Here is a 17072-nt window from a genome sequence, read left to right as displayed (position 1 = left end):
ATACGTGCGAGAATCCAGCGCAAGGCACGGTCCGACCATGGGCGGCTATAGTTTTTCTCGATATAGGCGCGGGCATGATCGACAAGGTGCATGTAGTGCACGCCCGACGGGCAGGTTGTCATGCAGGCCAGACAGGACAGGCAACGGTCGATGTGTTTGACCGTCTTTGCATCCGGCTTGCGCTCGTTCTCGAGCATGTCCTTGATCAGGTAAATCCGCCCGCGCGGGCTGTCGAGTTCATCGCCAAGTACCTGATAGGTCGGGCAGGTGGCCGTGCAAAACCCGCAATGCACGCAAGACCGCAGGATTTCGTTGGACCGCTTGATCGCTGGATCGGTCAGCTGCTCTGGTGTGAATGTGGTTTGCATCAGCTCATGATCCCGGGGTTAAGAATGCCGCGTGGGTCGAACTTGGCGCGCAGGCCGTTGGTCAATGCCGCCAAAGCGGGCACTTCGGGGTGGAAGGCTGGTACATCGGCACGGCCGCGGATCAGCGTGGCGTGGCCGTCAAAATCGCCCAAAGCGGCGCGCAGATCGCGGCCTTCATCGGCCAGCGCCCAGATCAACCCGCCGCCCCAGTCGTATTGCACGGTCGTTGCGTCCAGTTTGGCCACCAGTTCCGGCGCGGCAGAGGGTTTGGCCGAAATGCGCCAGACATTCCCAGGCTGATCGGCAAATGCGGTGACATCGCGGATGGCCGTCCATGCCGCGGCATCGTCCCATGCGACATCAACAGCGCCAAAAGGTTTCAGCAGCGCCTGCAACTGCTCTGCGCGGTATTTGATCGACGCCTCAAACCCTTCGATACGCAGCATTGTCACCGGATCGCCATCGGGTCCTTTTGGCAAATGTGCAGCACTTGTCGCCTCAAAAGGAGAGCCCAAGGCAGCCGACAACGCCTGCACCGCTTGCCGGTCTGTCAGGCCGTGCAGGCGCAGCGTCGCGGTGGTTTCGACATTTGGCAGCACCTTGAGCGACACTTCTGTCAGGACGCCCAAGGTGCCGTAGGACCCCGCCATCAGCTTGACCAGATCATAGCCGGTGACATTCTTCATCACACGGCCCCCGTTCTTGATGATCGTGCCCTGTCCGTCCACAAAGCGCACGCCGAGCATGAAATCACGGCAGGCCCCCACAGAAATCCGGCGCGGGCCAGAGACATTCGCAGCAGCCATACCGCCCAGCGTTGGCGTGCCTTTGGTCCCCAAAAGCGGGCGGTGGTCCATCGGCTCGAACGCGAGGCGTTGGTTTTCCGCCGCGAGTGTTTCCTCAATCTCGGCAATCGGCGTGCCTGCACCTGCTACAATGGTCAGCGCACCGGGCTCATAGAGGCTGATGCCACTCATGGCCGCTGTGCTGAGGTCTTCACCGTCGCATTGCCCGATGGGCCGCGTGCCGCCGCCTGTGATCCGCAAGGGGCCATTTGCCCCTTTGATCATCTGGGACAGGTCTTCTTCGGATTTGGGCTGCATGACGATCTTCTTGTATCTTGGGAAATTTACGCGGCGCGGCGGGGCTGGGACGTGTCCAGCGGGAACACTTTGGCAGCGTTCAAAAGCCATGCGGGATCGAAGATGTCTTTGACGGCCATCTGCGCCTCAAGATCGGCGGGCGCGAATTGTACGTTCATCAGATCACGCTTTTCGATGCCCACGCCGTGTTCACCTGTGAGGCAGCCGCCCACTTCGACGCAGAGCTTTAGAATCTCGGCGCCGAATTCTTCACACAGTTCCAGATCGCCGGGTTTATTGGCATCGAACAGGATCAGCGGGTGCATATTGCCGTCACCTGCGTGAAAGACGTTGCCGACATCAAGGCCGAATTCCTTCGACATCTCACCGATGCGCTTGAGCACGAAAGGCAGGGACGATACGGGAATCGTGCCGTCAAGGCACATGTAATCGTTGATCTGGCCCATTGCACCAAAAGCGGATTTGCGGCCCAACCAGATGCGGCCCGCTTCGTCCGCGTCTTTCGCTTCGCGCAATTCGACGGGGTTATGTTTGGCGGCAATTTCCATGATCAGCTTCAGTTGCGCGTCGATTTCGGCGTCCGATCCTTCGACCTCGACGATCAAAAGCGCCTCGCACATCGGGTACCCTGCTTTGGCGAAAGCCTCGGTCGCCTCGATACAAGGGCGGTCCATGAATTCGATGGCAACGGGCAGAATGCCGGCCTTGATGATGTCGGTGACCACCTGTCCTGCGACTTCGGAATTGTCATAGCCCATCAACACGGGGCGCGCGCCTTCGGGTTTGTGCAGGATGCGTAAGGTGGCCTCTGTCACAACGCCAAGCTGGCCTTCGGAACCGCAGATCACGCCCAAAAGGTCCAGCCCGCCCGCATCAAGATGCGCGCCACCGATTTCTACTACGGTGCCATCCATCAGCACCATCGTCACACCCATCAGGTTGTTCGTGGTAACACCGTATTTCAGACAATGCGCCCCACCCGAATTCATCGCGATATTGCCTGCAATGGCACAGGCCAACTGGCTGGACGGATCGGGGGCGTAGAAAAAACCGTCAGCCTCGACCGCGCCGGTCACCGACAGGTTCGTGCGTCCGGTCTGCACACGGATATAGCGGTCATCGTAATTGGTTTCGATCACGCCGTTCATCTTGGCCACGCCAAGGATCACGCAATCGGCAGTGGGCAAAGCCCCACCGGCCAGCGAAGTGCCCGACCCGCGCGGGACAACGGGCACGCCCAATTCGTGACAAATCCGCAAGACATCCGATACCTCTTTGGTGGTAGAGGGCAGCACAGCACAGAGCGGCGGACACTTATATGCGGTCAGCGCATCGCATTCATAGGCTCGTGTTTCGCGCTCATCCGAGATAACAGCATCGCGGGGCAGCACCTCGGATAGCCGTGCCACGATCTGGTCTTTGCGGCGAATGACGCTGGCGCTGGGTTGTGGCATTTGCATGAGGCGACTCCCTGATCGAATGATTGGTAAAAAGATATTACCAATTTGTAGAAATAGCAAGGCTGAACACAAGAGGATAGGTTTCCACCGATGCGCATATTGGACCACATGACACTTTTGAGCGCACTCGATTGGATTGCAGCAGGTATATTGGTGCTGTCTTGGCTCTTGCTTGGCTGGATGATTGAACATCCGGGCGCAAAGCACCCTTCGGTCACCGTTTTGATGTCAGAGCGCAGGCGCGACTGGATGAAGGTGATGGTCACCCGCGATCCGCGCATTTTCGATAGCCAGATTTTAGGGGGCTTGCGCCAGGGTACTGCGTTTTTTGCATCGAGTTGCCTGCTGTCCATCGGTGGTGTGCTGGCACTGGTCGGCAATACCGAGCCTTTGCGCGGCGTTGCGGCTGAGGTGACAGATATGGCCGTGCCTGTCTTGATCTTTCAACTCAAGCTGGCTTTGGTCGCGTTGTTTTTGACCAATGCGTTCCTCAAGTTCGTCTGGTCCAATCGCATATTTGGTTATTGCGCCGTTCTAATGGCGTCAGTCCCGAATGACCCTGACGATCCGCTGGCCTATCCGCGTGCGGCGCAGGCGGCAGAGTTGAACATCCGTGCGGCGATGAATTTCAATCGCGGATTGCGGGCAATGTATTTCGCCTTGGGCGCATTGGCGTGGCTTTTGGGGGCGGTCGCCTTGATCATTGCCACGGTTGCTGTGGTCTGGATTGTATGGTCACGGGAATTTGCGTCCCTGCCGCGCCAGATCCTGCTACAAGATGACGCATGAAGTATTCTTTCCTCTTCGCTCTCATCGCGGGACCTGCGCTTGCCGATAGCCCTGTGATAGAAAACGTCACGGTCAGCGGGGACCGTGTGAGTGTCACGCTCGCGCATCCGGACACGGGCTGGGATCATTATGCCGACGCATGGGAGGTGCTGGATGCTGCTGGCAACAGTCTTGGTGTCCGCGAATTGCTGCACCCGCATGTGACTGAACAGCCCTTCACGCGTGCCTTGTCAGGCGTCATCATTCCGCAAGGGGCGACGGTGGTTTATGTCCGTGCGCGCTGCAATGTGGATGGATGGTCCGACGATCTGTTCGAAGTCGTCTTGGGCAACTAGGGCCGCGACTGCGCCCCGCCCAGCCGGTAATCCGTAATCACCGGATAATGGTCTGTTGGCCATTCGCCAGCAAATTTTTGCCGCAAGACGACGGGCTCCGCCGCGAGGGTGGCATCGCCAATATGCGCGATGTGGTCGATCGCGGCAAAAAGGTTCAGTCCCCAGTTGAGATGATAGGTGGCGCCTTGGACAGGCGCAAATTCCAGGCCTGTTTCTTCCAGAACATCCATCACTGGGTCGCCAAAGCGCGCGTTGATGTCGCCCACAACAAACAGGGTTTCTTCGGCTGCAATCCACGGTGCGATCCGTTGGGCGACCAGTTCGACAGACTGCATCCGGTTCGACCGGCTGCCATAGTCGGTATGCAGATTGATGACGCGAAACACCTCATCCGTCGCAAGATCGCGAAACTGCGCCCAAGAGGTGAAGGCAGGATAGGAGCCGTTAAAGGTGCGTGAATAGATCACGTCTGGCGTGTCGGAAAAGAAGAACCAGCCTTGATCAAGCAAGCGCAGACGATCGCTGCGATAAAGGATCGGCTGGGTAGAAGGAAAGACTGACGGATCACCAACCGCAGCGGCGGCGTAGTCTGGATTATTCTGGAGCAACCAATCCAGCGTCAGATTGATATCGGCCTGATTACCTCCGCCGAAGCTCTCCATTTCCTGAAACCCGATCACATCGGCGTTCATTTCTTTGAAGGCCAGATCAAGCGGCGTCTTGCGCCTGTCCCAGTCCGCCAAAGACCACGCGCCGGTGTCACGCGACAGGATAATGTAGTGCACATTGTAGGTGGCAACCCGAAGCGTGTCAGTTGCGGGGTCTTGCAGCGGTGTGATACCCGAATGGCGGAGTGTCTGGCAGCCGACAAGCGTGACCAAGGCAAGGGCAATTGCGCCAACCAGTTTCAGGGCAGTCGAAAACAACGCTTTACCGCCGCCCTTCGCGCAACCACGCGCCAACCATCAACAGCGACGCAAGCAGCAGGAACGCCCAAGCCGGCAAAAGCGGTGTGACGCTGATTTCAGCTGTCCGGAAGGCGTCGCGCGGGGTAATTCCGATCCAGCCGCGTCCAGCGGCAGGCCGCCCTTCGCGCACGCTTCGGATATCAATGTTGCCGTCCGAGATCGGCATGATACCACCGCGTGTGCTGTCGATCAGTGGCGCCAGCAATGTGCTATCGGCGATGGTTTGTTCAAACTCGCGCGGGGCAGATGGGCCAAGGGCGATCACGGCGGTTTCTTCGCCATCGTCCAGACGGTAAAGACCGATTTCCGGAGCATTCCACAGCGTTTCAAACCGGCCCGGCGAAACCTCTTCCAGCCGCAGCGTGGTTTCCGTGCCGTCGGGGTGGGTGACCACGACATCACCGGTGTCCAGATCAAGCGTGCGCCGGATAATACGCATCGTTTGCCCTGCGGGTTCGACCCAAAGCGCCTCTTCTTCGAGCTCGGGTTCTTTCATCATCCAGTGGGCCAGACGCCGCAGCAGTTCAAGCTGTGGCCCACCACCTTCATAGCCGCGATCCCAAAGCCAGGAATGGTCCGAGGCCATCAGCGCCACGCGGCCTTCGCCAACGCGGTTCAGGGTGAGCAACGGGCGCTCATCAAGGCCGGACATGACGGTCATCGCCTCTTGCGGGACCAGCACATCAACCAGGCGGAACCACCGCCCCCACCCCGGGCCTTCGCCATCCGGGTTCGGTGACAGCGCATCAAGACCTTCGGTCACAGGATGGCGCGCACCAAGATCGGTGATCTGCGGCACGAACCCTTCTTCAAAGACACGGGCTGTCGGTGCACCCGGCAGGATCTGCCCCAGAGGCGAGCGATATATGCTTTCAGCAGAGCCATATTCGGGACCTGATGAGATAAGTACCGCGCCACCCTGTTCGACGTAAGAGCGGATATTGTCGAGATAGGCGCTGGGCAGAATGCCGCGGCGGCGGTAGCGGTCAAAGATGATCAGGTCGAAGTCGTTGATCTTTTCGAGGAACAATTCGCGCGTGGGAAAGGCAATCAGCGAAAGTTCGTTGACCGGCACACCGTCCTGCTTTTCAGGGGGGCGCAGAATGGTGAAATGCACCAGATCCACGGATGCATCCGACTTTAACAGGTTGCGCCATGTGCGTTCCCCCGGATGCGGCTCGCCCGAGACCAGCAGAACGCTCAGTCGGTCGCGGACGCCGTTGATTTGCACCACTGACGCATTGTTGCGGTTGGTCAATTCGCCCTCGGCGGTGGGGATTTCGAATTGCAGCACATTCATGCCGCCATGGGGCAGCGTGATGGGCAATTGAATGTCCTGACCAACCGGAACCTGTACTGTCAGCGGTGGTTCCCCATCAATCGAAATCGACAAAGGTACGGATGCGGTTTCTGGCGCGGCACCCTGATCTTCGATCCGCAGGGTCAGGTTTACTTCTTCGCCAAGGATGGCAAAGGCCGGTGCGTTCCGGACGACAAGCCGCCGATCCCAATCATCAGGCGCGCCGGTCATCAGCATATGCAGCGGCGCAGGCAAGGCAGGGGCGCGTTCAAGGTCATGCAAGCGCCCGTCCGAAACGAGGATAATGCCTGCGATACGCGCCTGAGGTTCTTCAGCCAAGGCCTGCGACACGGCCGTCATGAGCGTGGTGCCCAAATCGCCTTCACCGTCGCCAAGCGATACCTCGCGTAGTTCGGTGTTAGGCTGGCGTTCAATCTCGGCCTCGATATTGGCAATTGCCTGAGCGTTCTGGTCAGGGCGCGTGCCGATGCGCTGGCTGGCGCTTTCATCGACAACCATCAGGACAATATCACTCAGCGGTTCGCGATCTTCCTGCTGGATACTGGGGTTCGTAATGGCGGCCAGCAAAGCCAGCCCCGCCAGCCCGCGCAACCACCACCCCGGCAGGCGCCGCCAAACGGCAAGCGCCACGGCAAGGGCCACCAAAGCGGCTACCGCGTAAAGGGCCAAAAGCGGGATCAGCGGATCAAGAAGCAGGGTGCCTGTCATATCATTGCCCCAGCCTGTCAAGCAGATCAGGCACATGGACCTGATCCGACTTATAGTTTCCGGTCAGCACATGCATGATCACATTCACCCCGAACCGCAGCGCAATTTCGCGCTGGCGCTCGCCCGACATGCCGCGCCCGACGGGGAACATGCGGCGTCCGGCCTCATCAACAGCCCAGGCACGCGCCCAGTCATTGCCGCCGATGATCACGGGCGTCACACCGTCGTTGAGATTGCGGAACGGCATTCCCTCGATCTGCTCGGCGTTGATGGGGGCGGCTTCAACCCAGACATCGCGGCTGGCATAGCGCCCGGGGAAATCCTGCAACAGATAGAAGGTGCGCGTCAGCACGTGATCAGGCGGGATCCGTTCGATGGCGGGGATATCCAGCGAGCGGGCAATCGCCTGTAGTTTCTGACCCTCGGGTGAACCCGAGCCAAAGCGCGCACTATCACTGTCACGTGTGTCGAACATGATCATGCCACCGGTGCGCAGATAGCGGTTCAGTTTCGCATAAGCGTCGCGGCTGGGCAGCGGTTGGTCGGCGGTCACGGGCCAGTAGAGGAAGGGAAAAAACGCGAGCTCATCGGTTTCGATATTCACACCAATAGGGGCGGCGGGTTCAATCGAGGTGCGCCGGAAGAGTGTTTGTGAGAGACCCAAAAGCCCTGCTTCCGCGATCCTGTCAGTCTCCGCGTCGCCGGTCAGGACATGTGCGAGGACCACCTCGGATGTGGCGCGCAGAGCGAAGTCATCCGCCGATTGCGCCTGCGCTTCCGGTGCCCACATCAAGAGCAGGGCGAGGGCGGCAGCGACATCGGCACGCGGACCTCGCAAGCGCCCGCCAACGGCGAGGGAGGCAATGACGTCAATCAGCAACAGCATGACCGCCGCACTCAGCAGCCAACCTTTGAGTGCCGTTTCACGGACAATCTGCATACCTTCCACCGCAATGCGGGCGGGCCATTGCGCCACATTCAGGACGGTTTCGGTGTCGATCACATTGACCGCAATTTGACGGTCAGCACCGGTATAAAGACCGGGCAGCAGGTCTGGCCCCGGCACGCGCCCTGCCAGCACTTCTCCGGCGACACCGGGCAAGGCGCTACCATCCTCCAGTCGCCCGTAGGCATCCATCACTTCGTTCGGCAGCCATGTGGTGCCTGCCAGTTCCGTTTCATCGGGGTTCGTGGGGCGTGTCGAGACAGCAAGCCGTTCCAGCATTTGCACAAAAAGCCCCGACAGCGGCAGTGTCGACCATTCCGCATTTGCGGTGACATGGACGAGAACGATCTGTCCCTCACCCACAAGGTTGCGTGTCACCAAAGGGGTGCCGTCAGAAAGCTGCGCGATCACGCGGTCGGCCAGTGTCGGGTCGGGCTGGGCCATCACCTGAGAGGTGACGGTCACATCATCAGGAATGGGCAGTCCGAAAAACGGGCTTTCCGACGAAAAAGGCGCCAATGTCTTGGGTTCGCCCCAACTCATCGCGCCACCGACAGACCGCCCGCCCGAACGCAGGCGCACGGGCAAGAGCGGATCAATCTGGTTGCGCCCCTGATCTGACGCGGCAAGCCGCGGTCCAGCAAAGCGCAGCAACATGCCGCCGTTTTCGACCCATTCAAGGACCGTTTCGCTTTCGCTGCCCGCAAGGCTTGCCACATCGGCAAGGATGATGACATCGGGGTTGGCCAGCAGAATGTCTGCAAGTGTTCCGTCGATGATATCGGCAGTGGGTTCAAGCGCCTCGCGCAGGTAATAGAGCGGCGACAAAAGCTCGAGCCCTTCCCGATCATCGCGCCCTGCAATCAGCGCGACCTCGCGCCGTTTGAGCGCATCATCGGTCAGGCTGACGGCACCGGCAGAGCGGGTGCCTGTGACCTCAAACCGGGTGATCCGGTTGCGCAGTTCGGGCGGCAGCACCATGACGGTCTCCGCCACGGGTTCTCCCGCGTTGAAAACCATCGGGACTGTCACCAACTGGCGTTCGACACCCGCAGGGTCCAGCCCGACAGCGGTGATTGATGTCTCAAGCGGGTTGCCGATGGGTGAGCGCGTTGCAGACACAATGACCTCTCCGTTTTCAAAGCGGGCGGGACGCAGGCCGATGGTCTGACGCGGCGTCTGAAACACGGTCACGGACCCGCGGGATTCCAGTTCTGCCAAAAGATCGGTGCGCCCGTCCCAGTCCAGCCCGTCCGAAATCCAGTAGGTTTCAAAGGCTGCGTCGCTTTGCGCAAACCATTCGGCAGCATCGCGGGGTTGCCACGGTTGCGGCAGGATATTGGGCAGGCGGTTGCGCCACGTGCTGGGGGCAGCGAAGGGAACATCCCCAACGGGAAGGTCGTTGAGATTGATCACCGCTGTGCGCCTGTCGGCAAGGGCGGCTTCGACCAGCAATGTGTCCACGCGGTCAATCCGGCTTTGCCAGTTACTCGCACCCGCCCAAGAGCCATCCAGCAGGATCACCAGATCACCGGTGCCTTCACGGGCGTTCTGCGGATTAAGCACCGGACCGGCAAAACCGATGATCGCCGCCGCGACAGCCAAGACGCGCAACAACAACAGCCACCATGGGGTGCGGTCGGTCTGGTTTTCGTCATCTGTAAGACCCAGCAACAAGGCCACGCCGGGAAAGCGCCGCTTGACGGGGGCCGGTGGCACGGCGCGCAACAGGATCCACAAGATCGGCAGGGCAATCAGCCCCAGCAGCAACCAAGGTGCCGCAAACCCTATGGATCCGATCGACCACATCAGGTGTTACGCTCCAAGGCGCCGTAAAGCCACAAGAGCGCGTTTGTCGCACTTTCGCCGGTGTGATGCGTTTGGAACCGCCACCCCGTGATACGCGCCAGTTGTTGCAAGCGGTCTTTGCGCTCGGCCAGCCGGTCCAGATAGCGGGATCTCAGATCGCCGGCTTTCAGCGTTTCATGCCGCAATGCGCCGGACATGCTCTCAAAAATTGTGCGCCCGTCGAATGGAAACGCCTCTTCCTGCGGATCGAGCACCTGCAACAGCGCCCCACCGACACCGCGGTCTGCGGCCCGCAGAAGGGCCTCTTCGATGGGTTTGATGTCACCCAGAAAGTCGCTGACAAAGAGGGCGCGCGAGTGGGGCAGCATGCCTTGCGCTTCGGGCGCGCCATAATCGGTCTCTTCTTGGCGGGACAAAAGCTCTGCCATCTGCATCAGTTGTGCTTCGCCCCGACGCGGCGGAAGGCGCAGCCCGGTCAGACCAACACGTTCGCCCCCACGGATCAGCAAGATCGCGCAGGCCAGACCCAGGGTGCGCGCGCGTGCAGCCTTGGTCGGCAGGTTCTCATCCGAGCGAAAAGACATGGATGCCGCCTGATCGACCCAGAGGATGATCGACTGGGCGATCTGCCATTCCTTGTCCTGTACGAAATTTGCGTCCGAACGGGCCGAGCGCCGCCAATCGATACTGCGCGCCTCATCATGGGCCTGTGCAGGCCGGTACTGCCAGAAAGTGTCCCCTGTGCCCGCGCGACGGCGGCCGTGATCCCCCAAAAGCACAGTCGAAGCAAGGTGCTCCGCCTCCGCAAGAAGCGGTGGCAGCGGGGCGGCAAGCGCCTCGGCCTGTGATCTTAGGGTCAAAGGGGTGGTCATGCGGCAGAGGCCACCGATGTAATCTGGTCCGCAACACTATTGATGACGTGATGGATGCTCTCGCCCCGCGCACGTGCAGCGAAAGAAAGCGCCATCCGGTGTTCAAGGACAGGCACCGCCATTGCGCGCACGTCTTCGGCCGACGGCGCAAGCCGCCCTTCCAGAAGCGCCTGCGCGCGGACTGTCAGCATCAGCGCCTGTGCGGCACGCGGGCCTGGACCCCAGCTCACATTCTGGCGGATGATATCGGGGGCGTTCTCATCCTGCGGACGGCAGGCGCGCACCAGATCTAGGATCATTTCAACAATATTGTCACCCACAGGCATCCGGCGGAGCAGTTTTTGTGCATCCAGCAGTTCCTGCGCGGTAAAGACCGCCTGCGATTTTGCATCTTCCACACCTGTGGTTGCGATCAGGATATCTTTTTCAGTCGCGCGGTCGGGGTAGGGGACATCAATCTGCACCAAGAAGCGGTCAAGCTGGGCTTCGGGGAGCGGGTAGGTGCCTTCCTGCTCAATCGGGTTTTGCGTGGCCAGCACGTGGAACGGCACACCCAAAGGCCGGTGCTCGCCCGCGATGGTCACTTCTTTTTCCTGCATCGCCTGCAGCAGGGCAGATTGCGTGCGTGGTGAGGCGCGATTGATCTCGTCTGCCATCAGCAACTGACAGAAGATCGGGCCTTCAATAAAGCGAAAGCTGCGTGATCCGTCGTTGGCTGTCTCAAGCACTTCCGAGCCCAAGATATCCGCTGGCATCAGATCGGGTGTAAACTGTATCCGGTTGCCATCTAGCCCCATCACCGTTGAAAGCGTATCAACAAGGCGTGTTTTGCCCAGACCGGGCAGGCCGATCAGCACGGCATGGCCGCCACAGATCAGTGCGGTCAATGTCAGGTCCACGACACGGGGCTGGCCGATAAAGCGGGCCGAAATGCTGGTGCGGGCTTGCGCCAGCTTTTCACCCAGGTTTTCGATCTGGGTGACGAGATCGGACTCTACGGCCATGACTTTCCTCCGGTTGAACTATAGTATTCATGAGAACAGATAATCCCATCACACCCAATGGCAAAAATAATGACCACACAAAAGATTGTGACCCCTTCCGCAGAGAGCCTAGCAAGTAGCGCACGTGCTGTCCAAAAAGGCGGTTTGCCACCGGTTCATCTTTGGAATCCGCCCGATTGCGGCGATATCGACATGCGGATTGCCCGTGACGGGACGTGGTTTTACATGGGAACGCCTATTGGGCGGCACGAACTTGTGAAGTTGTTTTCAACGATTCTGCGCCGCGATGGCGATGATTACGTTCTGGTGACCCCCGTTGAGAAAGTGGGGATCACTGTCGATGACGCGCCATTTGTCGCGGTTGATTTCAACCGGCGCGGCGATGGTCTGGAATTTGAAACCAATGTGGGCGACCGGATGATCGCCGGACCAGAACACCCGATCCGCGTGGTCCGTGATCCCGAAACGGGCGAACCTTCACCCTATGTGCTGGTGCGCGCCAATCTTGAGGCCCTGATTGACCGCAAGTCATTCTACCGTTTGGTGGATATCGGTGAACATGCCGAACACGAAGGCGAAGAATGGTTCGGTGTGACGTCGCAGGGCATGTTCTTTCCCATCATTCCGTCAGCGGAATTGAAGTAGACATGGGTCCCGGCCCTATAGCGATCCGTTGCTGGCCCACAAAAACAGGAACAGCCCCCAAACGACGCCAGCGACGACCATTGCCGCGCCGATCCAGGCAACCGTGGCCCAGTCATTTGTGATGCCCCATCCGGTCAGCGCGCCGCCGCCGCCGATCAGAATGAGAGGCATCAAGAGCGTCACAATAAAGCTAATCAAACGTCTCATTTCGGTCTTTCCATCGTAAGCGCGTCCTCACACAATAGGTGCATTTAGCTTACCTTGCAAAATGTAATGAATTTCAGTCATGTGCCGGAGAAGCCCGCGAACAGCTGTAAGGATATTCAATGCCAAAATTCTCTGCGAACCTGACGTGGCTTTTTACAGAGCTGGATTTTCTGGATCGGTTCGAAGCCGCGAAAGAAGCGGGTTTTGACGCAGTCGAGGTGCTGTTTCCCTATGATGTGAATGCGCAGGATATCGTCGATGCCTTGGGGCGCTATGATTTACAGATGGCGCTGATCAATTGCCCGCCCCCCAATTACACTGGCGGTCCGCAAGGCTTTGCAGCCATCCCTGGATTGGAAGACCGCTTCAAAAGGGACTTTCGCCGCGCGTTGCGCTATGCGCAAACGCTGGGGGCGAGACATCTGCATATCATGGCAGGTGTGGCCAAAGGGGCGGCGGCAAAAGAGACCTTCATCAACAATCTGCGCTGGGCGGCGGCCGAGGCACCTGCGCAAAGCCTGACGATCGAGCCCATCAACAATGACACGATGCCAGGGTATTTTTTGAATGATTTTGATCTTGGCCGCGAGATTGTCACCGCGATTGACGCGCCGAACCTGCGGCTCCAATTCGATACATTCCATGCCGCCAAGATCACCGGCGATGTCTTGGGCACATGGGACGCGATGCACGATATCACAGCCCATGTGCAGGTGGCCCAAATGCCGGATCGCGGTGAGCCGGATCAAGGCGAGATTGATCATCCCGCCTTCTTTGCGTGCCTCGATGCCCAAGGCTATGCGGGTTGGGTTTCAGGCGAATACAAGCCGCGCCAGACGACCGAGGACGGTTTGGGGTGGATGGCGGGCGCGTAGTCTGGCTGCCTTTGGGTGTGTGGTTCTGGGGCAAAGTCTGGACCGCTGTGTGCTGGTGCGCATTGCGGGAAGGGTTTGGGATGTTCCGTCTGGACCGGATCTCGGCCTTGCAGGAACCGGACCGGTTTCGGCCTGAAAAGCACCAGACCCTTCGCGCGTTTTACGAAAGCGAAGCCTATCGCCATTGATCGCACAGGATTGTTAGTGGCGGTTTCCGACAGATGCATTAGCTACCAAGATACTGATGTGAAGGGTTTGGTATCGTGATGAAACGGCGGGAATTTCTGGCGGGTGGCCTCGCAAGCTTGGCAACACCCATGCTGGCGCAATCGAATGTATGGGCACCTGTTCTGGATGCTGGGCGCGCGCTGGACCAGTTCCACGCCGTTATGATCCAGCAATCCGGCCAAACCGTTCTGCGTGAGCGGTTTCGCGGCCCAGGGCTGGAGCGGGCGGTGCCGATCAAATCGGTGTCGAAGACCTTTGTCGCCGCCCTCACAGGTGCTGCGCTGGATCGCGGCGAATTGCCGGACATCAACGCAAGGCTGAGCGATGTCGTCCCCGGCTTGATCCCGCGCGGCGCTGATCCGCGTGTTGCGGGGATCACGGTTGAAAACCTTGTGACGATGCAGGCGGGGTTGGAGCGTACGTCGGGGCAAAACTATGGCGGCTGGGTGAGCAGCAGCAACTGGGTCGCAAACGCGCTGGCCCGCCCTTTCGTGACCGAACCCGGGGCACGGATGCTTTATTCGACCGGTTCGTTCCACATTCTGGGGGCCGTGCTGTCAGAGGTCTCGGGCCAGTCGCTCTTGTCTCTGGCGCGGGAACGGCTGGGCCAGCCTTTGGGCATTGATATTCCTGCTTGGACGCGCGACCCGCAGGGCCGGTATCTGGGTGGTAATGAAATGGCGCTCACTCTGGATGCGATGGTCCGTTTCGGCGAAATGTACCGGCTGAATGGCCAGTTCGGCGGCGCGCGGGTGCTCAGTTCCGATTGGGTAGAACGGTCGTTGCAGCGGCGCACACAATCGCTCTTTTCGGGGCTGGATTACGGGTATGGCTGGTTCTTGGGAGCCGGTGCTGGCGTCGACTATGCGCTGGCGCGAGGCTATGGCGGGCAAATTATCTGTGTGGCCCCGCAGGTCGCACTGACCTTGGCGATTACCTCTGATCCGATGCGACCTGCGCGCAGTGGTGGATATTTCGGAGATTTGCAGCGGCTGATCGAGCAGCAAATTCTGCCGCTTGCGCGGGCGCAGATGGGGTGATGATGTAAGGTGGATCAAGATCCACCTTACCTTTCATTCAGCGCGTGACAGGCTTTGCGCCAAACGCATCAATTGCACGGCCTCGGTGCGATAGCCAAAGGCATCCTCGCCGCGGTTGGCCGCAGCAAGTGCAATCGCATCCGCATAGCCCCAATCGCCTAAATGGTCGTCACCGCGCAAGAGCTGTCCGAAGCCTGCAATCGCAGCCGCGAAATTGGCCTCTGTCCCTGGTGCATCGTTTCCGGTGATTGGCAGTTCAATTAGTTGGCTCACATCCTCGCCGGGTGCTTTGTAGCGCAGTTTCAGAAACCCAAGCTCATCTGACGTCTCTGCCACCGTGCTCGGGGCATAGCGCAGCGGATCACTTAACTGTGCCGGGCTGCCGACGGTTGTGACCTCGTAGATCGCGGTGACAGCATGGCCTGCGCCCAACTCGCCGGCATCAACGGCGTCATTGTTGAAGTCTGCACGTCTCAGCGCGCGCGTTTCATAACCGATCAGCCGGTATTCCGCGATTTTGCCAGGGTTGAATTCAACCTGAACTTTGACATCGCTTGCAATCGGAAACAGCGCGCCCGAAAGCTGGTCCACAAGCACCTTTTGCGCCTCGGAGAGCGTATCAATATAGGCCGCCGTTCCGTTCCCGTTCTGGGCAAGTGCCTGCATCGTTGCATCATCCAGATTGCCACGGCCAAAACCCAGCACGCTGAGATAAGTGCCGGTCGCGCGCTTGTCCGCGATAAAGGTCTTAAGCGCTTCAGGGTCGTTCAGACCCACATTGAAATCGCCATCCGTCGCAAGAATGATCCGGCTGACCTCGCCGGTTTCGGCCATTGCTTCGGCTAGGAGATAGGCCTGCTCCAGCCCGCCTTGGCCATTGGTCGCCCCGCCCGCACCCAGCGACTGGATCGCCTGCAAGAGTGCGGCCCGCTCGGTTGCCGCAGTCGGTGCCAGAACCTGCCCCGCGCTGCCTGCGTATTCAACGATCGCGACCTGATCCTGCGGCCGCAGTTGATCAAGCATCATCCGGAAAGACTGCTTCAGCAAAGGCAGCTTTGCGGGATCATCCATCGAGCCGGATGTGTCGATCAGGAACACCAGATTGAGCGGGGGCCGTTCTGCGATCTCGGGCATCCGGCCTTGCAAGGCGATATGCACCAGCTGCGTGTCCGCATTCCACGGCGTCTGGAAGGTGGTCACCGTCGGACGGAAGGGCGCTTCGCCCGCGTCCGGGGCGGGATAGTTGTAGGGGAAATAGTTGACCATCTCTTCAATGCGCACGGCTTCGCGCGGTGGCAGTTGACCACGTGACAAGGACGACCGGACAAGCGCGTAGCTGGCGGTATCTACGTCAATCGAGAATGTCGAAACCGGCTCTTCGGCGGTGATTTTGAGCGGGCTTGCTACAGCGTTGGCAAAGCTCTCGGTCGACGGGGCGGGAGAAACCATGGCATCGTCCGCCTGCGGCGGTGGTGCCACAACAACGCGTTCCGGAGCCAGTCGAGGCATTGCCTGTTCATCGTTCAACGTAGGGGCCACACGCGATGTTTGCATGGTTGTTGCCGCCATGGCCTGCCCTTCAGTCATGCCTTCTGCAATTTCGGACGCTTGCTCTTGCAAGATATCTGCGTCCGCTGTGACTTGTGGCAGTGACTTGGCGGTGATGCGTGACCGATCCGCCGTATTGAGGTTGGGGGTCAAATCAACGGCAGGTGCCGTCGCAATATCCTGGGGCTGCGATGCAAATATGTCCTCTCGTGGTGCAGCAACCGTGGCTGACCCGGACACGGCCTCTGGCGGCACGATCGCACGATTGAACTCGGTCACCGTAATTTGTGGCGCAGATGGCGGGCGCAGCAGGTCCTGGCCTTGCGGTGTCAGGATAAGAAATCCGCATGCGACAAGGGCGGTGGTGGCTGTCAGGCCGCCTTTGGTGGTCATGGTGCTCAGCATTGTCTTCACGCCTGTCCAAAGGCCCTTCGGCCCGGTTACAGCAGTGGGACGCGCGGCCTGCGCTGATCCTTGGAGGGCTGCAAAGTTTTTCTGCGCCAGTGCAATATTTTCCGCGCGCCGTGCCGCATCAGGGCGCGGTGTCGCCGCATGCATCATCGCTTTGAGGTCATTCAGGTCGTCGGTCATACCATGTCCTCCTGTTCCTTCATGGCGCGCAGGGCTTTCTTTCCTTCAGAGATGCGCCAGCTGACGGTCCCTTCCGAGATTTGCAGCACCTCGGCCGCCTGCGCGTGGGTCATGTCGTCAAGCACAAGCGCAAGCGTGTCGCGCAGGTCGTCGGAGAGTGTGTTCATTGCGGCCGTCAGCCAGTCCAGTTTGTCGGTCGTATCTTTGATGGCGGCGGTGCGGTTCACTTCCCAGTCGCCCCAGCCGGTTGTCGCT

At 59.7% G+C, this 17072-nt stretch carries 17 protein-coding genes; 6 read left to right on the top strand and 11 right to left on the bottom strand.

From position 1 onward, the window contains the following. The 3 genes from VGP75_RS04820 to VGP75_RS04810 all read right to left on the bottom strand — a co-directional run. Positions 1-368, bottom strand: a 368-nt coding sequence (locus tag VGP75_RS04820; protein WP_327542575.1) for a 4Fe-4S dicluster domain-containing protein, incomplete at its 3' end; no start/stop codon positions are given. Next, entirely contained in the window at positions 368-1471 is a 1104-nt protein-coding gene (locus VGP75_RS04815) for an FAD-binding protein (RefSeq protein ID WP_327542574.1), read from the bottom strand. The genes VGP75_RS04815 and VGP75_RS04820, both read right to left, overlap by 1 nt. 26 nt (positions 1472-1497) lie before the next feature. Beyond that, the gene (locus tag VGP75_RS04810) at positions 1498-2931 is read right to left on the bottom strand and encodes an FAD-linked oxidase C-terminal domain-containing protein (protein ID WP_327542573.1); all 1434 of its coding nucleotides are present in this window, start codon (positions 2929-2931) and stop codon (positions 1498-1500) included. A 90-nt stretch (positions 2932-3021) separates the two neighbouring features. Here VGP75_RS04810 and VGP75_RS04805 point away from each other — a divergent pair, with 90 nt between their 5' ends. Together VGP75_RS04805 and VGP75_RS04800 are read left to right on the top strand one after the other, a co-directional pair. Next, positions 3022-3720: a DUF599 domain-containing protein gene (locus tag VGP75_RS04805; protein ID WP_327542572.1), complete on the top strand. Its 699-nt coding sequence runs from the start codon at positions 3022-3024 to the stop codon at positions 3718-3720. Then, on the top strand, positions 3717-4055 hold the full coding sequence (locus VGP75_RS04800) for a hypothetical protein (RefSeq protein ID WP_327542571.1): 339 nt from the start codon (positions 3717-3719) through the stop codon (positions 4053-4055). Before VGP75_RS04805 ends, VGP75_RS04800 begins: the two co-directional genes overlap by 4 nt. Here VGP75_RS04800 and VGP75_RS04795 read toward each other — a convergent pair. The 5 genes from VGP75_RS04795 to VGP75_RS04775 are packed head-to-tail and all read right to left on the bottom strand — an operon-like array spanning position 4052 to position 11683. Continuing rightward, on the bottom strand, positions 4052-4981 hold the full coding sequence (locus VGP75_RS04795) for an endonuclease/exonuclease/phosphatase family protein (RefSeq protein ID WP_327542570.1): 930 nt from the start codon (positions 4979-4981) through the stop codon (positions 4052-4054). The two genes, VGP75_RS04800 and VGP75_RS04795, sit on opposite strands and share 4 nt — an antisense overlap. Positions 4982-4985: 4 nt before the next feature. Beyond that, positions 4986-7052 carry a hypothetical protein gene (locus VGP75_RS04790; RefSeq protein ID WP_327542569.1) on the bottom strand — a complete coding sequence of 689 codons (2067 nt, stop codon included), beginning with the start codon at positions 7050-7052 and terminating at the stop codon, positions 4986-4988. Between the two features lies 1 nt (position 7053). After that, the gene (locus VGP75_RS04785; RefSeq protein ID WP_327542568.1) at positions 7054-9807 is read right to left on the bottom strand and encodes a DUF4159 domain-containing protein; all 2754 of its coding nucleotides are present in this window, start codon (positions 9805-9807) and stop codon (positions 7054-7056) included. Further along, positions 9807-10679, bottom strand: coding sequence for a DUF58 domain-containing protein (locus VGP75_RS04780; protein ID WP_327542567.1), 873 nt, complete (start codon positions 10677-10679; stop codon positions 9807-9809). Before VGP75_RS04780 ends, VGP75_RS04785 begins: the two co-directional genes overlap by 1 nt. Then, entirely contained in the window at positions 10676-11683 is a 1008-nt protein-coding gene (locus VGP75_RS04775) for an AAA family ATPase (RefSeq protein ID WP_055294005.1), read from the bottom strand. Before VGP75_RS04775 ends, VGP75_RS04780 begins: the two co-directional genes overlap by 4 nt. A 69-nt stretch (positions 11684-11752) precedes the next feature. Here VGP75_RS04775 and VGP75_RS04770 point away from each other — a divergent pair, with 69 nt between their 5' ends. Next, a complete protein-coding gene (locus VGP75_RS04770; protein ID WP_327542566.1) occupies positions 11753-12328 on the top strand; it encodes a DUF1285 domain-containing protein in 576 nt (191 codons plus the stop codon). Positions 12329-12343: 15 nt separating this feature from the next. Here VGP75_RS04770 and VGP75_RS04765 read toward each other — a convergent pair whose 3' ends face one another. Beyond that, a complete protein-coding gene (locus tag VGP75_RS04765) occupies positions 12344-12535 on the bottom strand; it encodes a hypothetical protein (RefSeq protein WP_327542565.1) in 192 nt (63 codons plus the stop codon). 119 nt (positions 12536-12654) lie between these two features. Here VGP75_RS04765 and VGP75_RS04760 point away from each other — a divergent pair, with 119 nt between their 5' ends. From VGP75_RS04760 to VGP75_RS04750, 3 genes are all read left to right on the top strand, one after another. Then, positions 12655-13410, top strand: a complete 756-nt coding sequence (locus VGP75_RS04760; RefSeq protein WP_327542564.1) for a hydroxypyruvate isomerase family protein — start codon at positions 12655-12657, stop codon at positions 13408-13410. After that, positions 13392-13598, top strand: a complete 207-nt coding sequence (locus VGP75_RS04755; protein WP_327542563.1) for a WYL domain-containing protein — start codon at positions 13392-13394, stop codon at positions 13596-13598. Before VGP75_RS04760 ends, VGP75_RS04755 begins: the two co-directional genes overlap by 19 nt. Before the next feature lie 78 nt (positions 13599-13676). After that, positions 13677-14678: a serine hydrolase domain-containing protein gene (locus tag VGP75_RS04750; protein WP_327542576.1), complete on the top strand. Its 1002-nt coding sequence runs from the start codon at positions 13677-13679 to the stop codon at positions 14676-14678. Between the two features lie 33 nt (positions 14679-14711). Here VGP75_RS04750 and VGP75_RS04745 read toward each other — a convergent pair whose 3' ends face one another. Both VGP75_RS04745 and VGP75_RS04740 read right to left on the bottom strand, forming a co-directional pair. Beyond that, on the bottom strand, positions 14712-16817 hold the full coding sequence (locus VGP75_RS04745) for a vWA domain-containing protein (protein ID WP_327542562.1): 2106 nt from the start codon (positions 16815-16817) through the stop codon (positions 14712-14714). Then, positions 16814-17072 (bottom strand): RNA polymerase sigma factor (locus tag VGP75_RS04740; RefSeq protein WP_327542561.1); only part of this gene is annotated, 259 nt, incomplete at its 5' end. The genes VGP75_RS04745 and VGP75_RS04740, both read right to left, overlap by 4 nt.

Origin of the sequence: Yoonia sp., assembly GCF_036007805.1 — a bacterium.
Taxonomy (GTDB): Bacteria; Pseudomonadota; Alphaproteobacteria; order Rhodobacterales; family Rhodobacteraceae; genus Yoonia.
This window is presented reverse-complemented; position numbering and strand designations above follow the sequence as displayed.